The organism is Fulvivirga imtechensis AK7 (assembly GCF_000331535.1).
GTDB lineage: Bacteria > Bacteroidota > Bacteroidia > Cytophagales > Cyclobacteriaceae > Fulvivirga > Fulvivirga imtechensis.
In genome coordinates this window covers 1-24103 of sequence record NZ_AMZN01000045.1, presented here as the reverse complement: position 1 = coordinate 24103, position 24103 = coordinate 1, and the positions used below count along the sequence as shown (strand labels likewise).

The window sequence follows — 24103 nt, the reverse complement described above, 5'->3', positions numbered from 1 at the left end:
AACCCTTAAATACGCGAATATGGCATTTGATATTGACATGATCAAGGCAGTATACTCCCAGATGGGAGAGAGAATTGAAGCTGCCAGAAAGGTGGTGAACCAGCCACTTACCCTTGCTGAAAAAATATTGTATTCCCACCTTCATGAAGAGCAAACTTTGGAGAACTTCGTGAGAGCCAAATCATATGTGAATTTTGCCCCGGATCGCGTGGCCATGCAGGATGCCACTGCCCAAATGGCGCTTTTACAGTTTATGCAGGCTGGAAAGAAAAGGGCTGCAGTGCCTTCAACCGTTCACTGCGACCACCTGATATTAGCCAAAGATGGCGCTCAGGAAGACCTGAAGAATTCTATCAGCGCCAGTGGCGAGGTATTTAACTTCCTGGAGTCAGTATCAAATAAGTACGGTATCGGATTCTGGAAACCAGGTGCAGGTATTATTCACCAGGTAGTACTGGAAAATTATGCCTTCCCCGGGGGGATGATGATCGGTACCGATTCCCACACTGTAAATGCCGGTGGATTAGGAATGGTAGCCGTAGGTGTTGGTGGTGCCGATGCAGTAGACGTAATGGCAGGCATGCCGTGGGAGTTGAAATTTCCAAAGCTGATCGGAGTTAAACTTACCGGTGAGCTCAACGGATGGGCTTCTGCGAAAGATGTGATCTTGAAAGTGGCCGGTATACTTACCGTAAAAGGTGGTACCGGAGCTATAGTAGAATATTTTGGTGAAGGCGCTAAATCTTTGTCATGTACAGGAAAAGGCACCATATGTAATATGGGCGCTGAGATTGGCGCTACGACTTCCACTTTCGGTTATGACGAAAAAATGGAAGAATACCTGCGCGGAACGGGCAGAGAGGATGTAGCTGATATGGCCAATGCGGTTAGTGAACACCTAACTGGCGATGATGAAGTATACGCTAACCCCGAAAAGTATTTTGATCAGGTAATTGAGATCAATCTTTCAGAGTTGGAGCCTCACATCAATGGCCCTTTCACTCCTGACAGAGCTACTCCCCTGTCAAAATTTGCCGAAGAGGTGAAGAAAAACGACTGGCCTGTAACCCTGGAAGTAGGATTGATCGGCTCTTGTACGAACTCGTCATATGAAGATATTACCAGATCAGCATCGGTTGCTCAGCAGGCCATTGATAAAAACCTGAAAGCGAAGGCTGAATTTACGATCACCCCGGGTTCGGAAATGGTACGTTATACTGTTGACAGAGATGGCTACCTGGCTACGTTCGATAAAATGGGCGGTGTGGTGCTGGCCAATGCTTGCGGGCCCTGCATCGGGCAGTGGGCAAGACATACCAACGATCCGAAAAGAAAGAATTCTATCATCACTTCTTTCAACAGGAACTTTGCCAAAAGAAATGACGGTAACCCCAATACCCATGCTTTTGTAGCTTCACCTGAAATCGTAACGGCTTTTGCCATTGCAGGTGATCTGACTTTCAACCCTATGACTGATACGCTTACCAATGAAAACGGTGAGCAGGTGAAATTGGATGAACCACAAGGCATACAGTTTCCTCCTAAGGGTTTTGCTGTGGAAGACAGCGGCTATAAAGCCCCTGCAGAAGATGGAAGTCACGTAGAAGTAAAAGTAGCTCCTGATTCCAAACGACTGCAATTGCTTGATCCATTTAAGCCTTGGGATGGACAAAATATCACTGGTATGAAGCTTCTGATCAAGGCAAAAGGCAAGTGTACCACTGACCACATATCAATGGCAGGCCCATGGTTGAGATTCCGTGGCCACCTCGATAATATTTCAGACAACACCCTGACCGGAGCTGTAAACTTCTTCAACGAGCAGACTGATTCTGTGAAGAACCAGCTTACAGGAGAATATGGTGCCGTTCCTGCTGTACAGAGAGCTTATAAAGCGGCAGGGGTTCCTACCATCGTAGTGGGCGACCACAACTATGGAGAGGGGTCATCGAGAGAGCATGCAGCCATGCAGCCAAGACATTTGGGCGTAAGGGCGATACTGGTGAAGTCATTTGCCAGGATCCATGAAACAAACCTGAAGAAGCAAGGTATGCTTGGGTTAACGTTTGCGAATGAGAGTGACTATGATAAAATACTGGAGGATGATACGATTGACATCATTGACCTGGATCAGTTTGCTCCTGAAAAACCGCTGACATTAGTACTGAAGCATGCTGATGGCTCTCAAGATACCATTAAGGTTAATCACACCTACAATGAACAGCAAATTAACTGGTTCAAAGCAGGTTCTGCGCTTAACCTGATCAAGGAAAGAGAAAAGCAGCAACACGCTTAATATCTTTTCTGAAATTTTAAAAAAGGGCCGTCTTAAAAGTCAGTCGTCATTCCAAACTTGCTTTGGAATCCCCTGGAAATGAGCAGAAACTAATCAGGGGATCCTGAATCAAGTTCAGGATGACGTCAGAAGGAGACTTTTAAGACGGCCCTTTTTTATTTACACACACAATATAAGTAAGCAATTTGGCCGGTCCTATTCCTGAAATAATCACATTCCTGAAGGGTGCGGGTTATCTTGCAGAAAAGAAAGCGCAAACGATAAACAATGCCCACCAGCACACTGTTAGTTTGATAGGAAACTAACCACCGGAAATATGAAAAATTACATTTTAGTATATAAAATAGCCGATCCTAAAGAGACTATGTATTTTGAAGATACCGTCATGCAGGAATATCACGACCATAAGAAGGAAGTAAGGCATGACATCCCATACCTGGCTATTGCAGCCAGGGACCTGCCGGATGTGGAAGAAAGTGTTAATTCCATCATCGATGAAATTACACTGGGAGCATCCGATTATGTTTCTCTTTACTATGTAAAAGAAGAAGAAACTGAAAAGATCAAACGGCTGATGGTCCGTGGCCCTGCTGACCGTGCTGAGCAACACTTGAAAGTGATCAGTTCCACCGAACATGAGAACCTGCTCGAAGATCTTTTCGATATAGATTTTGTGAAGATGAGATTTCAGGAAGCAGAGGAATAGTAGCTGAGGGCGGAGCGATGAGCACTAAGGGATGAGGGATGAGGGGATGTGGGGATGAGAATGAAAGGTAGCCCTTTGGACTTCGAATTTCTTATACTACACAATGCTTATTCATCGGATGAGACTTGTTTGGCACAGACACTCATCCGATGAAATTCGCATCACAACCGACCACTGGTTACCGATTACTACCTCGGTCTTCCGTCTTCCGCCTTTCCGACTTCCGACCTTCATTGCGAGGAAAGCTTTACTAGTCCTTCCAGGCTTAGTAAAGCAGGCTTCCGACTTCGGACTTCCGTCTTCGGACTTCGGACTTCTGTCTCCCCTACTCCACCCATTCAGCTACAAATAAGTTCGTATCGCGTGTACCTTGATTGTTTCTGTTAGAGCTGAACACCAGATACTTACCATCGGGAGAGAACATAGGAAAAGCATCAAAAGTATCATCATGAGTGATCTGTTCCAGCCCAGTGCCATCAAGGTTGATCATATACAGGTTAAATGGAAATCCCCTCTCCGTCTCGTGATTGGAAGCAAAGATCACCTTCTCTCCTGAAGGGTGGAAAAACGGGCACCAGTTGGCTTTGCCAAGGTTAGTTATCTGTTTCAGGTCGCTACCGTCCACATTGCATACATACAGCTCCATTTGGGTCGGCATTACCAATCCCTCAGCCAGCAACTCTTTGTATACCCTGATCTCCTCTTCCGTTTTTGGCCGTGAGGCTCTAAAGATCAACTTTGTACCGTCAGGTGAGAAAAATGCCCCTCCATCGTAACCCAGCGCATTTGTTACCTGCCTCACATCTGAGCCATCTATGTTCATGGTATAGAGCTCAAGATCACCTGAACGTAGTGATGTAAACACGATTTTGTCACCTCTTGGAGAAACCGTAGCTTCAGCATCATACCCCGGCTCATTGGTTAGTTGCTGTAAAATATTTCCTTTAAGGTCTGTAACGAAGATGTCAAAATCATCATAAATTGGCCATACGTATTTACCGTCTGATCTGCGCTCAGGCCTTGAGGGACAGGCTTCATCTCCCAAATGCGTAGAGGCATACACCACACTTGTATCACCCGGCATAAAATAGGCACAGGTAGTCCTTCCCTTTCCGGTACTGATCATTGGAGGCCTGCTCTCTTTCATGCCTTCTCCAAAAGGATGAGTATAAAATATCTGATCGCACTCCACCTCCCACTTCTCGTTAGTTGATTGAAAAACCAGCATCGTGTTATCAAAACTCCAGTAGGCTTCGGCATTGTCTCCTCCAAAGGTCAATTGTCTGATATTTTTTAAATGCTTTTCACCAGGATAAAGCAACGAGTCCCCGGCAATTACCTCTTCCTGCTCCTGAGTTGTAGATTCAACTGTTCTCTCAGTAGCTTTACCACATCCGGCAAGTAAAATCACTAGAAAAAAATGATAAGTCTTCATCGATTAACCTGTATTGTTTAAATTCGGTTCCGAATATAATGGCTAGATCTTCATGAAACAATCTGATATTCAACTATCCACATTTTTCACCTTCTTTTTGGCGTTATTGATTTTCTGCGCTTGCCAACCTAACGAATTGAGCAGGCAGGATTTAACCAGCGGCTTAAAAAAACATACTATCTTCCTGGCTAGTGATGAGCTTGAAGGCAGAGAAACAGGGTCCCGTGGCGCAGAGGAGGCAGCTCGATACATAGCGCAGCAGTTCGAAGCCAGTCATTTAACCCCCGGGGGCACAAATGGATATCTTCAGGCCTTTGATGTTACCCCATCGATGAATCCGCATGAAAAGCCTGAAATGAATGCAGATGGGGATTCACTGACCATAAAAGCCTTAAATGTAGTAGGTATGATCGACAATCCCGGTGATCAGGTGATAGTTATTGGCGCCCATTACGACCACCTGGGCTATGGTGGCTTCGGGTCGCTGCATCGGGGTGATACCCTCATTCACAATGGAGCAGACGATAATGCCAGCGGAGTGGCGGTATTGCTTATGCTGGCTGAAAAGCTAAAAAGCAAGAAGCTGAACCAGGACATCATGTTCATAGCTTTTTCAGGCGAGGAAAAAGGCTTATGGGGCTCCAATTATTTTGTGAAAAATCCTACAATTGAACTTAAGAACATCAAGGCGATGATCAATATGGATATGGTGGGCCGGTTAAATGAAGAGCGATCACTTGTAGTGCACGGCACCGGCACCTCCCCTGTATGGGAGCAGTTGCTTGGCGCTCACAATACTGACAACCTTTCTCTGATCATGAAGCCATCCGGCATGGGACCCTCGGACCATACATCATTTTACCTTCAGGATATACCGGTGCTGCACTTTTTCACAGGTCAGCATGAAGACTATCATAAGCCGACTGATGATGTCGACAAGCTCAACTATGAGGGCATGACAGACATTGCAGAGTACATTACCCGCATCACCATTTCATTGGATAGTGCGAGTAAAATGGAGTTTACTAAGACAAAAGACGAATCTCAGGACACACCAAGATTTAAGGTGACGCTTGGTGTAATTCCGGACTACCTGTATGATGGAAAAGGCATGCGCATTGATGGTGTAAGCGAGGGTAAGCCGGCCTCAAAAGCAGGTTTGCAAAAAGGGGATGTTGTAGTAAAACTGGGCGGTGAAAATGTTGAAGACATGATGAGCTATATGAAGGCCCTTTCCAGGTTCAACGAAGGTGATACCACTACTGTGGTGGTAAAAAGAGGCGAGGAACAGCTAAATTACTCCATTGAATTTTGAACCTTTGAGCTGTTGGTGCTTGGCACTTACACCATATAAGAGCTCCATCCGTTACTTATGAAGAAAGACAGGGCCAGAGGGTGGCAAATCTTTGTAGCCAGAGGCAAAGTACGAACCCGGGCGCTATTTTCATTGCTTAGCCTCAGCCTGTAACGCTCCGGGCCGCGGGCCCCGCATCACCATTCGGAACGGTGTTCGATCCCGAACAGGCCAACGCTGCCCGAAGATACAACAAGGTCCTCATGACGATGCTGATATCACACCTCTGTTTTTAACGGTCATCCCATCATTTCATCAGGGATATTTTGCCCCACTCTTGTCATGAAATAATCTCCACCTCCTCCGGCACCATAAACAGAAGCGTACAACCTGTTTCTGACTTTACTGAGTGTTTAAATCCGGCCGGGGTGTACAGGTAATCACCTGCATATAAGGTAGTACCTTCCAGTATGCAGCTACCCTCTAATACCAACAGCTCTTCGCCTCCGGGATGGTTATGGTAAGGGTAGGAGGCTCCCGGCTCAAATCTTAGCATAAAGGTGGGCGGCCTTTGTTGCTTTTCGTCATACCTCAATACTTTAACAGATATGCCTTTTGTGTCTACATCTTCTTCTACCAAGGCTTTCCAGGCTGTGGTATTGCTTTTGGTAATATAATCGTTGATATCAGTACTCATATTTTTGCTATTTTAATTTGTTGATCAATAATTGCTCTTCTACATACTTGCGATGTGCTTTGCTGGTCATTTGTTCTAGTAAGTCCAGAGAAGCGATATAGCTGACCAGGTTGCCGTTTGAGGAAATGAATTTCCCATCCTGCACCACAGATACTACCCTGTCGTCCATTACGATCAGGCTCGGATATGCCTCCTGCAGCGCTTCTGAGCCTGAACAATACGTCACCACTTCCTTCTCATCTGCTATACCCGACTCGCCCAGCATAAAAGCTCCGGCACAATGGCTCGCGATATAATCAGTGGTCTTATTTTGTTCCCTGATGAAATTGATAAGCACACTATCCTTCACCTGCTGGTCCGGATCATTGGAGCTGGGCACCACGAGCACATCCAGATCAGGCGGGGCTCCGATGATGAAATCAGGAGATATTTTCAACCCCTCCTCTGTGGTGTACACACGATCTTCTTTTGCTATCAGCGCCAGGTTAAACAAAGTGTTCCCTGAGGAGTCGTGCTTTGCAAATACATCCATGGGAGCCACTACCTCGTTTGTCAGCACTCCTTCAAAGATCAAAATACCAATAGTAGGCAGTGAAGGATCCATTTTCTTTTCCATACTTGTTGTTTTAAGGTTTTGTGAAAAATTGTTTTCACATGCCGCCAAAGTGAACAGCAGACATGCGTTTAGCATTATTTTCTTCATATGCTTTGTGAATTAATTGATAATACAAAGCTACCCGCAGGCAAGGCTGCAAAACATAGAGGATCTTTGGATAAGCATGTAAGATCACAGTGCGTACTCGCCTTGGTAGGCTTTCGGAGATTTACCGGTGTGTTTTTTGAAGAAATTGGAAAAATAAAAAGGATCGCTAAAGCCTAACTTGTAGGCCACTTCTTTTACCGTCAGGTTCTCATAGGTGAGCAGCCGCTTGGCTTCAGAGACAGTCAACCCGTAGATCACGTTTTGCGCAGTTTTACCAGCATGAAGCTTAGCTTGTTCGTTGAGCCTGGCTTCGGTGGTTCTCAACATGAGCGCCAGTTGGCTCACAGTATAGTTTTTCTCATAGTTTGCCCTCACCAGCTCAAGGAATCGCAGAAACAATGCCTCGGGTTTCCATACCTCACCTCCCCGGCCTACTTTTGTTCTGTTAATCTCCACCAAGATGAGTTCAATACGTGAATGCACAGAGATCAGGTACTGGTACGGCTGCCGGTTCAGTTCTTCTTTGATAAGCTTTAACTGTCCGGCAATAAAATCACTATCCAGTGGTATGACTTCATTCATAGAAAAATGGCAGAAAAGTCCATTGTGAAAAATAAGTTCTATATCAGTATCATCTTTACAGAAAAAATCCAGCGTAAATTCCAGAACGTATCCCCGGGCATTGTTTTTACTCTTCAGATAGTGGATCTGCCCTGATGTGATCGTGATCAGACTGTTCTCCTTAAGCTCAAAATCACCCTCGTCAACGGTTAGGGTAATATCTCCGGATGCACACCATACGAGTACATACTTTATTACCCTTCTGGGCTTCTCCAGGGCTTGATACCCTTCTAAGGGAAAAATCTGAACCATTTAACGATTTGGATTTTGACACAACTAATATCGCAAACGAAAGTCTTCCTGAAAGGGTTTTGGCTTTTAAATTCAATACTGCTATACATGTCCTGACAATGATCAATATTTAAAGTAACCAAAATCATGTTTCTATAAAGTTGTGTGCTTTAATATTGCAGTAGCATCAATGAAATCACACGCACAAATAGCACTTGGATTCCTGGCCTTCATTATGATGGTTAAAGCGATGATGATCCCGGTCGTTTACATCGACTTTAAGATCAATCAGGACTATATCGCCAGAGTGCTATGCATCAATCGTGACAAGCCGGAGCTCAATTGTAACGGACATTGTATCCTGATGCAGAAATTAAAGAAGACGCAGGAAACCGAGCAGTCGCAGGAAAATCAGACTAACAAATAGCAGAACCTGGAGACCTTCTGCGAGGCGTTGCATAAGTTCAGGGCCCGTACTTTTCCTGCCAGAACTCTGGCATTCAATACTTACGAGGAGCTAATCATTCCCGGCTATTTAGCAGATATTTTTCGTCCTCCAAGGCAGCTAAGCTAATAAGAATTTTACCTGTTTAGCCTTCGTTTTGAATAACCAAAACCGGCTATCCCTGGTGCTACTATGCTTCTACTGAAGCTGGATCACAAATCAAATTTATAATTCTTTTAAGCTTTTTATCATGGATCATATTTTTAAAATATATCTGCTTGTCTTGCTATGGGCGGGAACAGGCTGCTCACTCTACGCCCAAAATTTTATTACCGGAAAAGTGATTGATTCAGAAACGCAGGTATCACTTCCCGGTGTACATATTACTATTTCCGGGACGACACAAGGGACCACCACAGACCTGCAGGGTAATTTTACTTTGGGAGTACCTGCCGGCAATCAACTTACATTCTCTTATGTGGGCTATGAACCCGAAACTATTTCTATAACAGAAAAGGCGCTCACCATCCGCCTGAAACAATCATTTGTACAATTGAACCAGGTGGTGGTATCCGCCAGCCGGGAAAACCAGCTTCGAACAGATGTACCTGCCGCCATCGGTAAAATATCTCCGAATCTACTGGAAGATACTAAGGCGGCCAGCCTGGAGCAGGTGATCAATAAAGTCAGCGGTGTCTACATGGTCAACCTCGGTAATGAACAGCACAGTATGAGCATTCGCCAACCGCTGTCACTTAAAAGCCTCTTTTTGTACATGGAAGACGGCATTCCCATTCGGCCAACGGGGGTATTCAATCATAATTCTCTGGTAGAAATGAATATGGCCGCATTGAAAAGCATCGAGGTGATCAAAGGCCCCGCTTCTTCCATATACGGTAGCGAGGCCATCGGAGGATCCATTAACTTCATTACACAGAGCGCCTCGGCATTTCCCACAGCCAATATATCTATACAAAAAGACAACCTGGGGTACAATAGACTAGACATCGGGGCAGGAAATACTTTAGGAAAGTTCGGCCTTTATGCCGGTGGGTATTATGCCTACCGAAAAAACGGATACCGCGAACACTGCGACTTTAACAAACTCGCCCTTAGCCTCAAAGGTGACTACCAAATTGATGCGAAAAATAAGCTGACAACAAGTGCAACCATAATTGACTATGGAACTGATATGACCGGAAGTATTGACAGCATCAACTTTTACAGCATGGAATACCCCAGTATGCACACTTTTACAGAGCGTACAGTGAAGGCACTCAGGCTGAGAAGTACACTGGAACACTTATGGAACGACAGGAATAAGACCAAGTTTACCCTGTTCTACAGGGATAACAGCATGGGGCAAATCCCGGCTTACCGCGTGAAGAATGATCGTACCAATCCATTAAAAGCTTCCGGGGAAATTAATGAAAATAGCTTTCGCAGCTATGGCGCCCTGGCACAACACATGAAGACGTTCGGCTTTTGGGATGCCAGTGTTATTGGAGGGGTCAGCATAGACTTCAGTCCTAATTCCTATTATGCCGAATTTATCAACATCGCCCGCAACGAAGAGGGTGTGTATACAGGATACAGCAAGCCTGATTCCCTGCTGACTGACTATGAAGTGAGCCTGTTCAATACCGCTGTTTATTCACAGCTTGAGATGAGCCCGGTCCAAAGATTACGCGTTGTATTGGCGCTCCGTTACGACAGGTTTGACTACAGTTATGAAAATTTTCTTACCCCTGATGCATTTTCAGGAGCGCCAAACTCAGATGATACTTTTGAAAACCTAAGCCCAAAAGTGGGTTTTACTTATGATTTTGGTCGAGACAGGGGATTGTATGCCAACTATAGCATCGGTTTTGTACCTCCACAAGTCAGCGAATTGTACAGAGGAGTGAAAGTACCTGTATTAGAACCATCGGTTTACAAAAACCTTGAGGTTGGCGGCTGGTTCTCCATCGTGGAAAAAGGCTATTTCGATATCAGCTTTTACCAAATGAGAGGGACTAATGAAGTGATCAACGTGCTGCTGGATGACGGCACTCGTGAGAACAGAAATGCCGGAGAAACGCTACATCAGGGCGTGGAGTATGGTTTCCGCTATGTGCCATTGAACAACCTGCACATCCGGGTCGGGGGTACCAATGCCACTCATGAATATAGTGATTATCAGGAACTCGGAGAAAGTTACAACGGCAACAGCATGGAATCAGCGCCCAACTGGATAGCCAACACAGAAGTGCAATACAAGCCTCCATTCCTTAAAGGCTCCAGGATCGGACTGGAATGGCAGCATGTGGGACCATACTATATGGACGCTGCCAATACAGAAAAATATGAAGGCTTTGACCTACTTAACATGCGCGTGGGATATACGCTTAAGGGCTTCGACATCTGGTGTAACATCATGAATATCACCAATGAACTGTATGCGACCAATGCCAGCAAATCGCGCTTTGGCAAGAACTATTCACCGGGAGATCCGAGGACTTTCAGCATAGGTATTGGGTATAAATTTTCAAAAAAGAATTAGCCATGCAACCGATCAATAAAATCATAACCCTGGCGGTATTCCTGGTCTCCATTACGGGAATGATCTCCGGCTGCCAGATCAGCACCGGCTCACCGCATGCCCGGGAAACTTCTTCCTTGATATCAGTCGATACTGCTGACGCCTCCGGGGCCTATTTCACAATGGATCATCTACAGCAACCTGTACTATGCTGGACCGAAAAGATCAGTGATAAGGAAGGCCATGTGATGAAGTTTGCCACGTTCGAAGCATTACACCAACGCTTCGGAGAACCTGTCACTGTTACTTCTTCCACAGGTACACGTGCACATGATGAGAGCATGAATAAAATAGCCTTCAAAGAAGACGGTACTGTTGTAGCCATGTTTGCCATTAAACATCCAACAGAAGAAAATCGTTTTGCTGGTTCCATAATGTATTCGCTCTCCTCTGATGAAGGTAAAACCTGGACCAGCCCCGAATACCTGCATGATGATACGGCAAAAACCTATGGCAGAAGCTTCTTTGACATAGCAACACTTCCCGATGGTGAAGTTGGGGCGATATGGCTGGATGGCCGATTTGGTGATGCTTCTACAGGGTCAGTTATATTTTTTGATAAAACGGAAGAAGGTACAGGGTTTGGTCTCGACAAACAGGTAGGTGAAAGCACCTGCGAATGTTGCCGGACAGACCTGTTTGTTGACCCGGCCGGAAATGTCCATATCGCCTATCGGGATATACTCTTCCCTCCCACTCTTATGGGACAGGTCAGGGATATGGTGCACAGTATTTCCTATGACGGAGGCCAGACCTTTAGCAATGCAAAACGGATCAGTGAAGACAACTGGGCAATAGAGGGTTGTCCGCACACAGGTCCTTCCCTGGCAGTCAACCGGCATGGGCTGCACGCTGTGTGGTTTACAGCCGGTGGAGATGAAGGCGTTTACCATGTGAGTTCTACTGATAACGGCCAGACCTTCACCACTCGCGAAAAGATCAGCAAAACAGCACGGCATCCTCAAATGATCAGCCTGCCTTCAGGCGCTCTGGCAGTGGTTTGGGATGAATTTCAAGGTCACTCAGAGGAGCAGCATCATAGCGGCTCACATGGAAACAATGCACACCATGCTCAAAAAAACTCAGGATCGCTGATTATGATGCAGGTAAGGGAGCCTGGCAGCAACATCAAAACAATCAATGTCACACGTAACGCTGCTGAAGCATCGCACCCTGTGGTGACGGTATTACAAGATCACAAGCTGCTGGTAGCTTGGACACAAAAAAAACATCAAAAAAAAGGGATTTACTATGCTACAGTCGATTTGAAGGTGTACTTACCCTGATAGCTGGTAAATAGCTCAGTCGTACCTTAGTAGTATTTAAAAAAATCCTGCCACCGTTCTTAAATACGGTGGCAGGATTTTTTTAAATGAGCTGAATTACTGATCAGTCTGGCATGGCCTGCAAGCTTCAGTGCGATACTTTATGGATATCACAGGCTGTAAGTAGTGTCTCCAAGAAAACTCCAATGTCTGCGTTATGCTCGTCCAAACATGCTCTTCCCGACAACAGTAACAACTGTACTGGATTACCTTTTTTTGGCACTTCGTCCCGCCCTTTGGCCATAGCCGTTAACTTAAGAGAAAACGAGCCCCAGAGGCCCCCAGAGGGGGTAAATCTTTGTAGCCCGGGGTGAAGCCCCGGGTTTAAACGAGAAGTTGAGTGTGCCATAGGAAGGCCCAACCATGGAACACAGGCTTCCTTGGCACACATGGCAGGAATGAGTTCGAAGCATTTACCTTAGTAAGCATGGATGCGCCAAAATAGCCTTCTCATCTTCCCAAGCTTGAATGTGGCGCATAAAAAAATCTAATCCTATCCCGGGGCTTCACCCCGGGCTACTAATATTGCATCCCTACCGGGATGCTTAAGTTAACGGCTATAGCCCTTTGGCGGGAACGTTTTCTTAAAGCCACTTAGGGTTTTCTTACGAATACTAAGTAATAATTTAACGTAGGTTCGATATAAAATACTTAAAAAAGGGCAGTCATCCTGACGTGAGGAAGGATCTTACTAAGTTGTTGGTAGTATCCTTGAACTTAGTAAGATTCTTCGTACCTCCCGGAAGGCAAGTTCGGGACAGGCAGAATGACCTTAAAGAGGTTTTTTTGATCTGTTTTTAGATACGAATACAATTTAATCGGTACTATTACATCGAACTCCCGTTAAGTTAAAATCCCTATTCGAACTTCGGCCTTTCAACTGTCGCACCTTATTCATCAGATGAGGCTTGCTTTGAGGAGACACTCATCGGGTAAATTGTTCCGACTTATGCTTAATTTCAGACGAAGAGGAAGCATACTCGCAAAAAAGATGTTAAATTGACCTCATGATGGCGAGAATAGTGTGCTGTAAAGTGTGGCCGGCATTGGCATTGATCTCACTTTCAATATTGTGTTATAGTTGCAAAAGCGGTAATGAAGAAATTGTCATAGGATTTTCCCAATGTACAGGTAACGACCTGTGGCGAAAAGCCATGCATGATGACATGTACAGGGAGTTGTCGTTTTATGATAACGCAAGGTTAATCATAAAAGATGCTGAGGATAATAATACAAAGCAAATTCAACACATCAAAGAGTTTATACAGGCCGATGTTGACATACTCATTGTATCTCCCAACGAAGCCGGGCCTGTTACGCCTTACATAGAGCAAGCCTATAATGCAGGCATCCCTTTGATCATTACAGACCGCAAGTCGAATTCTAACCTGTACACGGCATACATCGGTGCGGATAATTTTGAAATAGGTAAGGCTGCGGCCGAATATGCCTTACAATCGTTCGTTCAAGACTCAGTCAAAATACTTGAAATATGGGGGCTGTCAGGCTCCACCCCGGCCATTGACAGGCACAGGGGATTTATTGAAGGCCTGGCGGGTAATGATGCTTTTGAAATTGTGGCCACCATTAACGGAGAGTGGCAATATGAGAAGGCGCACGCCAGTTTAGGTACCGCTATTGACACGCTGGATATTGATCTGATCTTCGCCCATAACGACCAAATGGGTAAGGCCGCACACGAAATTTTGCTCGAGAAAAAAAGAAGAAAAGAGGTCAGTATCTATGGCGTTGATGGGCTTCCTGGCAGCGGTGGTGGCCTGGAAATGGTGACCGAGGGCGTGCTTGACGCTACCTTCCTCTACCCTACCGGAGGTGATGATGCCATACGGCTGGCTATGGATATCCTGAAAGGCCGCCCGGTGGCTAAAGATCATAGATTGCTGACTACGGCCATTCATTCAGACAATGTTCGTACGTTGAAGCTTCAGGCAGACAAAATATTGAGTCAGCAGCAGAGTATTATGAGACAGCAAAAGTTGATAGCCGAACAGCATAGTCTTTACAAATCCCAACGCATCATTTTATATATGGTGTCAGGTGGTTTGGTCCTTATTCTTGTGTTGGCTATCATACTCATCAAATTATTGCATTCGAAGCAGCAGATCAACAAAAAGCTCAAGCAGAAAAACGAACAGATAGAGCAGGCCTCTCAGCAGGTAAGAGACGCCAACGAAGCCAAACTTAAGTTTTTTACCAATATCTCTCACGAATTCAGAACTCCGCTGACTTTGATCCTGGGACCTGTGGAGGAGATGCTGCGGCAGAAAAACAGGTCGCTAAAAGAAAGAGAGGAACTGGGAATGGTATATAAGAATGCGCAAAGGCTGCTCAGGCTGATCAATCAGCTCATGGATTTCAGAAAGATTGAAAACAACAAGCTTCAGGTCCGCGCATCTTCCAATGAGCTGATGACCTTTATCGAAGATATTGTGAGCCTCTTCAGAAAGGTGGCTAACGCTCAAAATATCGATTTACAATTCAAACATGAAGCAAGTGCTATTGAAGTGTGGTTCGACAAGGATATGATCGATAAGGTGCTGTTCAACCTGCTTTCCAATGCTTTTAAATTCGTTTCCGAAAAAGGTTTCGTTCACATTACCGTCAGCGAGGGTGATACTACTGTGGATATTGAAATTGAAGATAATGGCCGGGGTATGTCTGATGAGCATGTACTGCATGCGTTTGACCGGTTTTATGTAGGGGAAAATAACAAAGGAAAAGGTACCGGATTGGGACTGGCTCTGTCCAAAGATCTTATCGAATTGCATCATGGGTCAATAAGTGTACAGAGTAAACAGCATGTCGGCACAAAATTTACCGTAAGGCTAAAAAAGGGAAATGCACACTTCAAAGAAACGGAGCTTACTCATGAAGAGCCTGCAATCATCAACGATGACAATCACATGGGGCTTGGGGAGTTCAATACGTATATGCTGTCTTCTGCCCATGCTTCCGAAGCAAAGGAAAATACCATACTCATTGTTGAAGATGACGAACATTTGCGACAATTTTTGATCAACTCCCTCAGTGAATACTTCAGTGTAATCACCGCCACCACAGGAACAGAGGGCTTAAAACAGGTACTGGAACAGGTTCCCGACCTGGTCGTAACAGACCTGTCTCTGCCCGAACTGGACGGCTTTGGTCTGGTCAAAAGGATAAAGAGCGACATGCGAACATCACACATTCCGGTGATCATGCTCACCTCTACTCACCAGGAAAGCAGCCAACTCGAAGGGCTGAGGTCGGGTGCGGAACTGTACATCACCAAGCCTTTCCGGCTGAGTTTGCTTTTGGAAGGTATAAAAACACAGCTTAGAAATCGCGAGATCCTTAAAAGCCACTATGCAGAATACCATACGAATGGCAGGGAGAACTCCCAGGCAGATGTAGATCTGAATGCACGTTTCCTGAGGCAATTTAAAGCCCTCATTAATAACAACCTGGCGAATACTGACTTCAATGTAGAGTCCATCAGTGAAGAACTTGGTATGTCCAGAGTGCAGTTATACCGCAAGGTGAAAAACATGCTGGGGTGTAGCGTGCATGACTACCTTAATGATGCAAGGCTAAGCAAAGCCAAAAGCCTGCTGCAGGGCAATGGATTGACCATTTCAGAGATAGCCTATGAATCGGGTTTTTCTTCACCGGCCTACTTTTCCACTGCCTTTAAAGCAAAGTTCAAACTCACCCCTTCAGAATACAAAAACAGCCTGTCTGCCAACTGATTCAATTTTGAACATTTGAAACAAAATCTAAAGCCCCATCCCCATTGTGATCGGTATTTATTCCGAAAAGCGGCCTAAAATTGTCATTCAGCCCTATTTTTCAATACTTACAAAACCATAATCTTTTGAAATAAGATTGAAATCGTTTGCAGCAATCCGTTCTTAAATTGCCTTTACCATTTAACCCCATTCTCCAATGAAGAATTCACGAGTATTATATTGGTCTGTCACCATCGCGCTGGGCGGTTTCCTATTCGGATTCGACACAGCCGTGATCTCAGGCGCCGAGCAGGCCATTCAAAAGGTATGGCAGCTAGACGACTTCAGCCACGGACTGGCTGTGGCAATTGCCTTATACGGTACTGTAATAGGCGCGTTGTTCGGAGGCATTCCGGCTGACGCCATTGGTAGAAAGCAAACGCTTTTCTGGGTTGCTGCACTGTACCTGATATCAGCCCTTGGTTCAGCGCTGGCCACCGACCAGTATCTATTTATGTTTTTCAGACTAATCGGTGGCATAGGCGTGGGCGCTTCGTCAGTAGTGGCGCCTATGTATATCTCGGAAATCGCTCCGGCTAAAAACAGGGGCACTATGGTGGCCATGTTCCAGTTCAATGTGGTCTTTGGAATTTTGATCGCCTATGTCTCCAATTATTTACTGGAAGGCATCAACGAGCAAGCCTGGCGGTGGATGCTGGGGATTGAAGCCCTTCCGGCTCTGTTTTTCCTGATCATGGTATTGCGCGTACCGAGGAGTCCGCGTTGGCTGCTGGTAAAAAAAGGCAATGAGGAAGAAGCCAGGGAAGTGCTGGAACTGATCAACCCCGCCGAAGTGGAGAATTCTATTACCGCTATCAAACAAAGTATTTCCAAAGAGGTAAAAACCGGTTTCAGACACATAATGACTGGCAAATACAATTTTCAACTTTTATTAGTCTTCCTGTTTGCCATGTTCAACCAGCTTTCAGGGATCAACGCCATCATTTACTACGCCCCGAGGATATTCAACCTTACCGGGTTGGGCACCAGTTCGGCATTGCTTTCCACTTCAGGTATAGGACTGCTCAACCTCATTTTTACCATGATAGGCATGGCCATTATAGACCGGGCAGGAAGAAAGCTATTGATGTATATCGGTTCTTTTGGGTTGATCGCTACACTCGGACTGGTTTCGTACTCTTTTTATGCCGAATCTTTTGGGGCCGTTCCCTTGTACCTGTTTGCCTATATTTCATTCTTTGCCATGTCGCAGGGGGCAGTAATATGGGTCTTCATCTCGGAGATCTTCCCCAATGATGTCAGGGCGCTGGGCCAGTCTTTCGGATGCTTTATCCACTGGTTTATGGCCGCGGTGATCGCCAATATCTTCCCGGTAGTGGTCAGTGCATTCGATCCGTCCATGATCTTTGCTTTTTTTGGGCTGATGATGTTCTTCCAACTGATATATGTATGGCGAATGATGCCTGAAACCAAAGGAAAATCGCTGGAAGAGCTTTCGGAAGAGCTTACTGTTAAGAAAAAAGAACTCGCAACGTTATGACACCTTCAAAAACACCGGTCGTATGCTTTGGAGAAGTTCTTTGGGACAAACTGCCGGGTGGTATGATGCCCGGGGGCGCTCCGATGAATGTGGCTGTTCACCTGAACCAGTTGGGGATCTCCGCTGCCATCATCAGCCGGGTGGGTAATGATGCGCTGGGGGACGATATCGTACGCTATATTGCAGGAAAGGGAGTAGATACTTCATACATACAGGCCGATGACGTGTATCCCACCGGAACCGTTGATGCAGACACCTCCGATCCGAAGGATGTGAAGTACACCATCAATGCTCCGGTAGCCTGGGATTTCATTTCAGGAGATGACGACCTTGAAAATGCCATTACAGGATCACAGGTTTTATTGTATGGTAGTCTGGCCAGCAGAAATGAGATATCGGCAGCAACCCTGGAGCGACTGCTCAGGAGAGCCGCTTATTGCGTGTTTGATGTCAACCTGAGGACGCCTCATTATACTCCCGATCGCATCGAGCAACTGATGAAGGCTGCGCACATGGTCAAGATGAACGATGCAGAGCTGACTTTGATATCTTCCTGGTATTCCGGCAGTACGGATGTAGCAGAGCAAATGGAGGAGCTATCGAAGCGCTTTCAACTGCAAACGCTCTGCGTCACTTTTGGCGATCAGGGAGCAAAGCTTCTGGAAAACGGTCACCTGTACAGCCACCGTGGTTACACTGTGGAAGTGGCAGATACCATCGGCAGTGGCGATGCCTTTTTAGCGGCATTGCTAACCCAACGCCTGGGCAACCGCCCCCCCGAATCGAGGTTGAAATATGCATGTGCCGTGGGCGCTTATGTAGCTTCGCAAGTGGGCGCTACACCAGTGATCACCGAACAGGTTATCCAGGAGATACTATTGACTGATTATTAGGGATTGATGATTTACGATTGAAGATTTACGATTAACGATTAACGATTAACGATTAACGACTTTACGTATGAAATATTTTTTACCCTTGATCCTGATCTTATTCATACAGTGCTCGAAAAGCTCTATGGAAGGACAAACAGAAGACACCGTTGAAAAAGACGGCTACTATGCTGAAAAGTACCGGCCCCAATTCCACTTCTCTCCCGAGGAAAAATGGATGAATGACCCTAATGGAATGGTCTATTTCGATGGGGAATATCATCTCTTTTATCAATACTATCCGGACAGCACTGTGTGGGGGCCGATGCACTGGGGTCATGCCATAAGCACAGACCTGGTACACTGGGAACATTTACCGATAGCTCTGTATCCCGACAGCCTGGGGTATATCTTTTCCGGCAGCGCGGTGTATGACAGCCTGAATACTTCCGGACTGGGCACAAACGAAAATCCTCCTTTGGTAGCCATATACACCTATCATGATGCTGTGCTGGAAAAGGAAGGAAGTGATATTTACCAAACCCAGGGAATTGCCTACAGCACCGACAGAGGCAGAACATGGACCAAATATGACAGCAATCCGGTATTAAAGAACCCGGGGATCAAAGATTTCCGGGACCCGAAAGTTAGGTGGCACGAGTCATCAGAGAAATGGGTCATGGCTTTAGCCGTAAAAGACCACATCAGCTTCTACTCCTCCCCTAACCTGCTCGACTGGATCAAAGAAAGTGACTTTGGCTACAATTTGGGCGCTCACGAAGGTGTCTGGGAATGCCCGGACCTGTTTCCTCTTAACTACAATGGTGATGAAAAATGGGTACTTCTGGTCAGCATCAACCCAGGCGGGCCTTATGGCGGTTCTGCAACACAGTATTTTGTTGGGAGTTTTGACGGAATAACATTCACCACCGATCAGGACAGCACACTGTGGCTCGACCATGGCGCAGACAATTATGCCGGTGTGACCTGGAGCAATGTTCCCGGTGAGGAAATGATCTTCTTGGGATGGATGAGCAACTGGGCGTACGGTCAGGTAGTACCCACTGAAAAATGGCGTAGCGCGATGACTGTACCAAGAAAGCTTAGCCTATATCAGCAAGGGGAACAAATACGAATCAAAAGCGAACCCGTAGAAGCGCTAAACAGCTTACGGAGTGAAGCAACCGAAACTCCCGATATGGAATTGACCAACAGCGAATATACTCTTAAGAAAAGTATAGACCTGGCAGAAATTAATATAGATGTTGTGCAAGCCAGCATGGGTGTACTTGATTTTACACTGGAAAATGAGGCCGGAGAGTCGATAACATGGTCTATTGACCCTGGAAAGAATAAGGTCATATTCGACCGGTCGAAAGCAGGAAACACCTCTTTTTCCGAAACCTTCAACGAGGCCCATCACGCACCGCTGATCTTTGATCCCACCGCTTTCAATATCCGGATTTTCAAAGATGAATCTTCGGTGGAGATATTTATCAATAATGGAGAGCAGGTGATAACAGAGCTATTTTTCTCAAAGGAGCCACTGAACAAGCTAACCATCAAAGCGTCAGGAGAAGCACAGTTGAAGAACATTAAAATATACCCGGTCCACTCGATCTGGTAGCGATCAACCCCTATCCCCCTTATGAAGAAAAGGCCTGGGCAGTTTTTGTCCGGGTCTTTTTGCTTTTTTTGCAGATGCAAAATGTCCATACGAGCCCTTGTCCGATTGAAGGTACAAGTTGTGGCCTTGCGTTATGTCGTGTGGAGAGTCTGTTGGTGGAGCCAACAAAGGGGTATGTAATGAAGAGGACCTACCTTTCCCATTCCAGCAATGCTATTAATTTAAGAAAAAACTGTTTTAAGAAATATGGTCATCTCGCCTGTCCCGAGCTTGGCCTCGGGGACCAGAGGGAGAGATCCATGCACCTTTGAAGCAGTTACTTCTGCAAGCCTCTACCCGACATGAAATGTATAAAATCGGGATGGGATGATATCCTTAACTTAAGCACATTGCCCTCCCAGAAGCTCTCAGGAGGAAGATGAGTGGGTAATGCAAAATGAAACACATGTTTCTCCTGTTAAACCAGCGAATGTTATGGGAGCAATACCTTAGAACACCTGACTCATATTTAATCAAAACGCTTGAAAGCAATCTCCCTCCAGGTTTATTTTGTGGGTATTTCAGCTATTTGCTTTGAGCTGGCGGTTAGTTATTTTTATAATGGACTTTATGCTCGTTTACCCTTGATATAGGCATAGACAGCAGTAGCGTGTCCGTGGCCTAAGTCGTAGTCTTCTTTTAGCCAATTGATTATTTCGGTGGCTTTTATATCCTTTTTTATTTTGCCTGCTTCGGTAAACCCCTTTTCAGCGGCGAGTGTTTCAAAATCAGAAGGGGATTTTCCGGTTTTTTCCTGAATGTTCTTCAGGTAGGTTTTGAAATGACATCTTTTTTTTGATTTGGTTTTCAATTTAATGTTCATACATAATATTGGTCAAAATGCGCATAAAATGCTGTATCTTGCGCAGCATCCAGTTGTCCCCCACTATTTATGCGATCCGCCAGCTCAATAAAAAACTCGTCTCTATTGAAACTGTCACTAAAGGATATCAACATTCTACTATTCGGTTGCAAGGCTCGAAACCCAAGGGTTTCCCTTGGCTTAACGACCACTGTGTCATTGACACTCAATTCACATTCTTCACCACTGACATGAAACTCGAAGCCCCCACTTAAAATAGTAAATGTTTCGGTAAGTTCCTTGTGGTAATGAAGGTTCAGATTTTTGCCGATGCTTTCTAGTGTTGAGTTAAGTGTACTGTGCCGTATAAGTTGCAGTTATTTTTGTTCCAGGCAACGCAAAAAATATGAGCATAGCCATAGCTACGTAAGTATTTTTTAAGGCAGCATGGGACAAAAAGAACAAAGCTTGGTATGGCTAAAGTATGCTTAACTTAACACTAGTCACTAATAATAGTATTTTTTGAAGCTTTGTATGAGACAATACCCCCTCAAATTCCTCTAAAATCCCTAGTAACAATTTCCTTCGATAGTACATTTCGCAAAGTTACGAGATAGCAATGCCAACTGCTATAGTACAAGTAAATACGGTAAGATTCTACGTCATGACATGAAACCTAACGTCCAGATATGACGCGGGCCCCTGGACTTATTTAAAACCATTTTTAAAGTAGCGGATTTGCAGTTCAGTTTCAAATGGGCAGTTTGAGGCATGCGTTCATATCGTTTGTTGCCAACCCTTCTCATTTAGTTATTTGGTAATCCCTGATTAGCAGCCCGGCTGATAAATTGAGTCTCGCTGCAAGGTTTCTAATCATGTCTACAGTCAATTTCCTTTTCCGATTCAAAATCTCGGACACTCTACTTTTCCCACCGATTTCCTTTATTAGATCAACTTGCTTTAAATGCATTTCTTCCATTCGTATTTTAATGGCTTCAATTGGGTCGGGAGCTTCGATCGGATAATGTTTCTTTTCGTATTCATCAATCAAAAGTCCCAACACGTCAGCCTCATCGCTTTCTGGTGTTCCAATTTTCGCATCAAATATTACCTCAAGTCTTTCAAGAGCTTTTTGATAGTCTGCTTCAGTTCTGATAGGTTTAATATCCATGTCTGTTATTTTTAAATCGCGTTAGCATCAATTTTATCATATTCTGCGTGAGTTCCGATGAACCGGATAAATATCCACTGCTTTTCAAAGTTGAACTTTGTTACGAGTCTGTACGAATTTCCTTTAATGTTGAAAACTACTCTACTATCTTTTAATATAGACGCATTAGCATAAGTGTTTTTGACATCGCTTGGATCTTTCCAGTCGCAACTCATAGCGGTATCATACCAGGTTTTTAGGTATTGTTCAACGTCTGCATGTTTTTCCCAATATTTTCTTAAAGTACTTTTCGCAAATATCCTTTCCACTAACTTCTGTTGTTTACGAGCAAAGATAACGAATAGTTCTTGAATTGGGAACTTTTGATGTGGAATTTTGCAGTATGGTTGGCAACGTTTTGGCAATAAGAAACGTAGGGCATTTCGAAGCACCTAACTGTCAAGCTACCGAGCCGTTTATTAAATGTTACGTCGTTCAAATTTAGCACTTTCTGCCCTATGTTTTTTATTGCGTGTTGTGCTTTCGTGCTTCTTCTTTTCTGTCCGTGCGTTGGCTCAGACACACTCTTTGACAAGCCTTGGCTTGTGCGGCTGCTTTGAGTCGGGTTTATTTTCCGTAAGCTTCTCTCGGTTCATAGAATAAAGTCGGGATCAAATCTCTAATGTCCAATCCTACATGTTTGCCTGATAATAATTTCTGATGAATTTCTTTAATCAGATCATGATTTATACCATTCAAGAATCGGAAAGCGGAATTTGCTAAATAATTATGGTCAGAGTCAAAAGAAATCCACCTTCTATTTAGTTGCTCTGCTACCCAGCCGGTAGTATTTGATCCTGCGAAAATATCAAGTACAGTATCCTCTGGATCAGTTAAATATTTTATGAAAAATCCAGGCAATTCCGCAGGAAATCTAGCAGGATGCCCTTTCTCTCCTAAATTTTTGCAATGTTTCAAATATTGAGAATTACTCTCAGTATTTGGAATTGGTAAAATATTTGGAGGTATAGCTCCACCGTTGTCCTTGTTGAAACCTTCACTAATATCATGTCCTGAGGGTCGAAGTTTAGGGTCATAATATTTGGTGCCTAAATCTAAAAGTTTCTTCATTCGGTCAGAATAGGCAATCAAAACATTTTTGACATCAGCTTTTGGGAATTCTTTTTTAGATAACCACCAAACTGTATTTACAGAATCTTTTACTCTTATCTTTCTTTTATTAACCCATTCTATTGGTGAAGGTAATTTTGCTGGATTAAACCAAAAAAATTCCTCTGCAAGATGCCAATTTTGTTCATCACATGCACGAATGAGGAATCGGTAGTTATAAAGAGAGCGTACAGGAACTCCTTTTTTATAAGCTCCGCCTAAATCGATTACTATACTACCTGTATCTTTAAGGATACTATGTGCTTTTTTGGTAAATGTCAAAAGCCAGTTTACATATTCATTTTGGTCTTTGTTTCCATATTCCTTTTGCCTAAGAAGTGCAAATGGTGGAGAAGTGACAATTAAATCAATAGAGTTTGGAGCAATTTCATCTAAAAGGTTCAGTGAATCACCAACATAGGCTTTTCCAAGATTAGTTTTATATAGATATTTAGTTTTCATTTTAATATTCTTTGAGGTTATAGACCCAACTTGTCATTATCTTCCATAGCACTGTTACTGCAAAGTATACTTCAGAGTCTTGATTTTTTAAATTTTCAATTTCACTTAAATGCTTTTGGCTACCTTGCTTGCCTAATATATATGCGATCCATTGTTTTGAATCTAAATCTTTCAATGTTGGCAGCAAATCATTTAAATTAAGATTTTCTGCTATTGATAAAGCCCATGCAACACCGGGTTTTTCTGTTTCTGAAGCAGAATCGAATGTATTTATTATTTCAGGTATGTAATCTTTCGTTAGTTTGGCTAGTGCCCTAGTGTAATGATTTTTTATAAACCGAACTATTTCCTTTGTAAG

20 protein-coding genes and 1 pseudogene are annotated in these 24103 nt (G+C 44.4%); 10 read left to right on the top strand and 11 right to left on the bottom strand.

Translation table 11 applies throughout. The features are described 5' to 3' along the window. Window positions 1-19: 19 nt before the first annotated feature. Together C900_RS12990 and C900_RS12985 are read left to right on the top strand one after the other, a co-directional pair. Window positions 20-2296, top strand: coding sequence for an aconitate hydratase (locus C900_RS12990; RefSeq protein WP_009580392.1), 2277 nt, complete (start codon window positions 20-22; stop codon window positions 2294-2296). Window positions 2297-2612: 316 nt separating this feature from the next. Further along, window positions 2613-3002, top strand: a complete 390-nt coding sequence (locus tag C900_RS12985; RefSeq protein ID WP_009580390.1) for a hypothetical protein — start codon at window positions 2613-2615, stop codon at window positions 3000-3002. Between the two features lie 325 nt (window positions 3003-3327). Here C900_RS12985 and C900_RS12980 read toward each other — a convergent pair whose 3' ends face one another. Next, a complete protein-coding gene (locus tag C900_RS12980) occupies window positions 3328-4437 on the bottom strand; it encodes a TolB family protein (RefSeq protein WP_009580389.1) in 1110 nt (369 codons plus the stop codon). Window positions 4438-4489: 52 nt separating this feature from the next. Here C900_RS12980 and C900_RS12975 point away from each other — a divergent pair, with 52 nt between their 5' ends. Beyond that, window positions 4490-5752 carry a M20/M25/M40 family metallo-hydrolase gene (locus C900_RS12975; RefSeq protein ID WP_009580388.1) on the top strand — a complete coding sequence of 421 codons (1263 nt, stop codon included), beginning with the start codon at window positions 4490-4492 and terminating at the stop codon, window positions 5750-5752. A gap of 319 nt (window positions 5753-6071) precedes the next feature. Here the strand turns inward: C900_RS12975 and C900_RS12970 are convergent, their stop codons facing one another. The 3 genes from C900_RS12970 to C900_RS12960 all read right to left on the bottom strand — a co-directional run bounded on the left by C900_RS12970 (window position 6072) and on the right by C900_RS12960 (window position 8004). After that, window positions 6072-6428, bottom strand: coding sequence for a cupin domain-containing protein (locus C900_RS12970; protein ID WP_009580387.1), 357 nt, complete (start codon window positions 6426-6428; stop codon window positions 6072-6074). 7 nt (window positions 6429-6435) lie between these two features. After that, window positions 6436-7131 carry a DJ-1/PfpI family protein gene (locus tag C900_RS12965; RefSeq protein ID WP_009580386.1) on the bottom strand — a complete coding sequence of 232 codons (696 nt, stop codon included), beginning with the start codon at window positions 7129-7131 and terminating at the stop codon, window positions 6436-6438. Between the two features lie 84 nt (window positions 7132-7215). Further along, a complete protein-coding gene (locus C900_RS12960) occupies window positions 7216-8004 on the bottom strand; it encodes a helix-turn-helix domain-containing protein (RefSeq protein WP_009580385.1) in 789 nt (262 codons plus the stop codon). A gap of 169 nt (window positions 8005-8173) precedes the next feature. On the opposite strand from C900_RS12960, the gene C900_RS12955 reads away from it, so the two are divergent. The 7 genes from C900_RS12955 (at window position 8174) to C900_RS12920 (ending at window position 20122) form a co-directional block, all read left to right on the top strand. Next, on the top strand, window positions 8174-8410 hold the full coding sequence (locus tag C900_RS12955; RefSeq protein ID WP_009580384.1) for a hypothetical protein: 237 nt from the start codon (window positions 8174-8176) through the stop codon (window positions 8408-8410). A 268-nt stretch (window positions 8411-8678) separates the two neighbouring features. After that, window positions 8679-10970: a TonB-dependent receptor gene (locus C900_RS12950; RefSeq protein WP_009580383.1), complete on the top strand. Its 2292-nt coding sequence runs from the start codon at window positions 8679-8681 to the stop codon at window positions 10968-10970. Between the two features lie 2 nt (window positions 10971-10972). Then, window positions 10973-12295, top strand: a complete 1323-nt coding sequence (locus C900_RS12945; protein ID WP_009580382.1) for a sialidase family protein — start codon at window positions 10973-10975, stop codon at window positions 12293-12295. Window positions 12296-13341: 1046 nt separating this feature from the next. Beyond that, entirely contained in the window at window positions 13342-16083 is a 2742-nt protein-coding gene (locus tag C900_RS12935; protein WP_009580381.1) for a hybrid sensor histidine kinase/response regulator transcription factor, read from the top strand. A 196-nt stretch (window positions 16084-16279) separates the two neighbouring features. Beyond that, the gene (locus C900_RS12930) at window positions 16280-17623 is read left to right on the top strand and encodes a sugar porter family MFS transporter (protein ID WP_009580380.1); all 1344 of its coding nucleotides are present in this window, start codon (window positions 16280-16282) and stop codon (window positions 17621-17623) included. Further along, window positions 17620-18516 (top strand): carbohydrate kinase family protein, encoded by an 897-nt coding sequence (locus C900_RS12925; protein ID WP_009580379.1) that lies wholly within the window; start codon window positions 17620-17622, stop codon window positions 18514-18516. Before C900_RS12930 ends, C900_RS12925 begins: the two co-directional genes overlap by 4 nt. A 67-nt stretch (window positions 18517-18583) precedes the next feature. Continuing rightward, on the top strand, window positions 18584-20122 hold the full coding sequence (locus C900_RS12920) for a glycoside hydrolase family 32 protein (protein ID WP_009580378.1): 1539 nt from the start codon (window positions 18584-18586) through the stop codon (window positions 20120-20122). Window positions 20123-20729: 607 nt separating this feature from the next. Here the strand turns inward: C900_RS12920 and C900_RS12915 are convergent. The 7 genes and pseudogenes from C900_RS12915 to C900_RS12895 all read right to left on the bottom strand — a co-directional run. Then, window positions 20730-20984: a DUF4287 domain-containing protein gene (locus C900_RS12915; protein WP_009580376.1), complete on the bottom strand. Its 255-nt coding sequence runs from the start codon at window positions 20982-20984 to the stop codon at window positions 20730-20732. Continuing rightward, the gene (locus C900_RS30615) at window positions 20981-21118 is read right to left on the bottom strand and encodes a hypothetical protein (protein WP_009580375.1); all 138 of its coding nucleotides are present in this window, start codon (window positions 21116-21118) and stop codon (window positions 20981-20983) included. Before C900_RS30615 ends, C900_RS12915 begins: the two co-directional genes overlap by 4 nt. Before the next feature lie 30 nt (window positions 21119-21148). Then, window positions 21149-21283: pseudogene (locus C900_RS31020) on the bottom strand (cupin domain-containing protein); the annotation flags it as partial. Between the two features lie 482 nt (window positions 21284-21765). Continuing rightward, window positions 21766-22134, bottom strand: a complete 369-nt coding sequence (locus C900_RS12910; protein ID WP_009580374.1) for a helix-turn-helix domain-containing protein — start codon at window positions 22132-22134, stop codon at window positions 21766-21768. Between the two features lie 11 nt (window positions 22135-22145). Further along, on the bottom strand, window positions 22146-22442 hold the full coding sequence (locus tag C900_RS12905; RefSeq protein ID WP_009580373.1) for a type II toxin-antitoxin system HigB family toxin: 297 nt from the start codon (window positions 22440-22442) through the stop codon (window positions 22146-22148). Between the two features lie 298 nt (window positions 22443-22740). Further along, window positions 22741-23745 (bottom strand): DNA-methyltransferase, encoded by a 1005-nt coding sequence (locus C900_RS12900; RefSeq protein WP_009580372.1) that lies wholly within the window; start codon window positions 23743-23745, stop codon window positions 22741-22743. Window position 23746: 1 nt separating this feature from the next. Continuing rightward, window positions 23747-24103 (bottom strand): hypothetical protein (locus C900_RS12895; protein WP_040496735.1); only part of this gene is annotated, 357 nt, incomplete at its 5' end.

Coding starts and splice junctions, on each gene's coding strand:
- C900_RS12990 (WP_009580392.1), top strand. CDS start 20: ATGGCATTTGATATTGACATGATCAAGGCAGTATACTCCCAGATGGGA.
- C900_RS12985 (WP_009580390.1), top strand. CDS start 2,613: ATGAAAAATTACATTTTAGTATATAAAATAGCCGATCCTAAAGAGACT.
- C900_RS12980 (WP_009580389.1), bottom strand. CDS start 4,437: ATGAAGACTTATCATTTTTTTCTAGTGATTTTACTTGCCGGATGTGGT.
- C900_RS12975 (WP_009580388.1), top strand. CDS start 4,490: ATGAAACAATCTGATATTCAACTATCCACATTTTTCACCTTCTTTTTG.
- C900_RS12970 (WP_009580387.1), bottom strand. CDS start 6,428: ATGAGTACTGATATCAACGATTATATTACCAAAAGCAATACCACAGCC.
- C900_RS12965 (WP_009580386.1), bottom strand. CDS start 7,131: ATGAAGAAAATAATGCTAAACGCATGTCTGCTGTTCACTTTGGCGGCA.
- C900_RS12960 (WP_009580385.1), bottom strand. CDS start 8,004: ATGGTTCAGATTTTTCCCTTAGAAGGGTATCAAGCCCTGGAGAAGCCC.
- C900_RS12955 (WP_009580384.1), top strand. CDS start 8,174: ATGAAATCACACGCACAAATAGCACTTGGATTCCTGGCCTTCATTATG.
- C900_RS12950 (WP_009580383.1), top strand. CDS start 8,679: ATGGATCATATTTTTAAAATATATCTGCTTGTCTTGCTATGGGCGGGA.
- C900_RS12945 (WP_009580382.1), top strand. CDS start 10,973: ATGCAACCGATCAATAAAATCATAACCCTGGCGGTATTCCTGGTCTCC.
- C900_RS12935 (WP_009580381.1), top strand. CDS start 13,342: ATGATGGCGAGAATAGTGTGCTGTAAAGTGTGGCCGGCATTGGCATTG.
- C900_RS12930 (WP_009580380.1), top strand. CDS start 16,280: ATGAAGAATTCACGAGTATTATATTGGTCTGTCACCATCGCGCTGGGC.
- C900_RS12925 (WP_009580379.1), top strand. CDS start 17,620: ATGACACCTTCAAAAACACCGGTCGTATGCTTTGGAGAAGTTCTTTGG.
- C900_RS12920 (WP_009580378.1), top strand. CDS start 18,584: ATGAAATATTTTTTACCCTTGATCCTGATCTTATTCATACAGTGCTCG.
- C900_RS12915 (WP_009580376.1), bottom strand. CDS start 20,984: ATGAACATTAAATTGAAAACCAAATCAAAAAAAAGATGTCATTTCAAA.
- C900_RS30615 (WP_009580375.1), bottom strand. CDS start 21,118: ATGTTGATATCCTTTAGTGACAGTTTCAATAGAGACGAGTTTTTTATT.
- C900_RS12910 (WP_009580374.1), bottom strand. CDS start 22,134: ATGGATATTAAACCTATCAGAACTGAAGCAGACTATCAAAAAGCTCTT.
- C900_RS12900 (WP_009580372.1), bottom strand. CDS start 23,745: ATGAAAACTAAATATCTATATAAAACTAATCTTGGAAAAGCCTATGTT.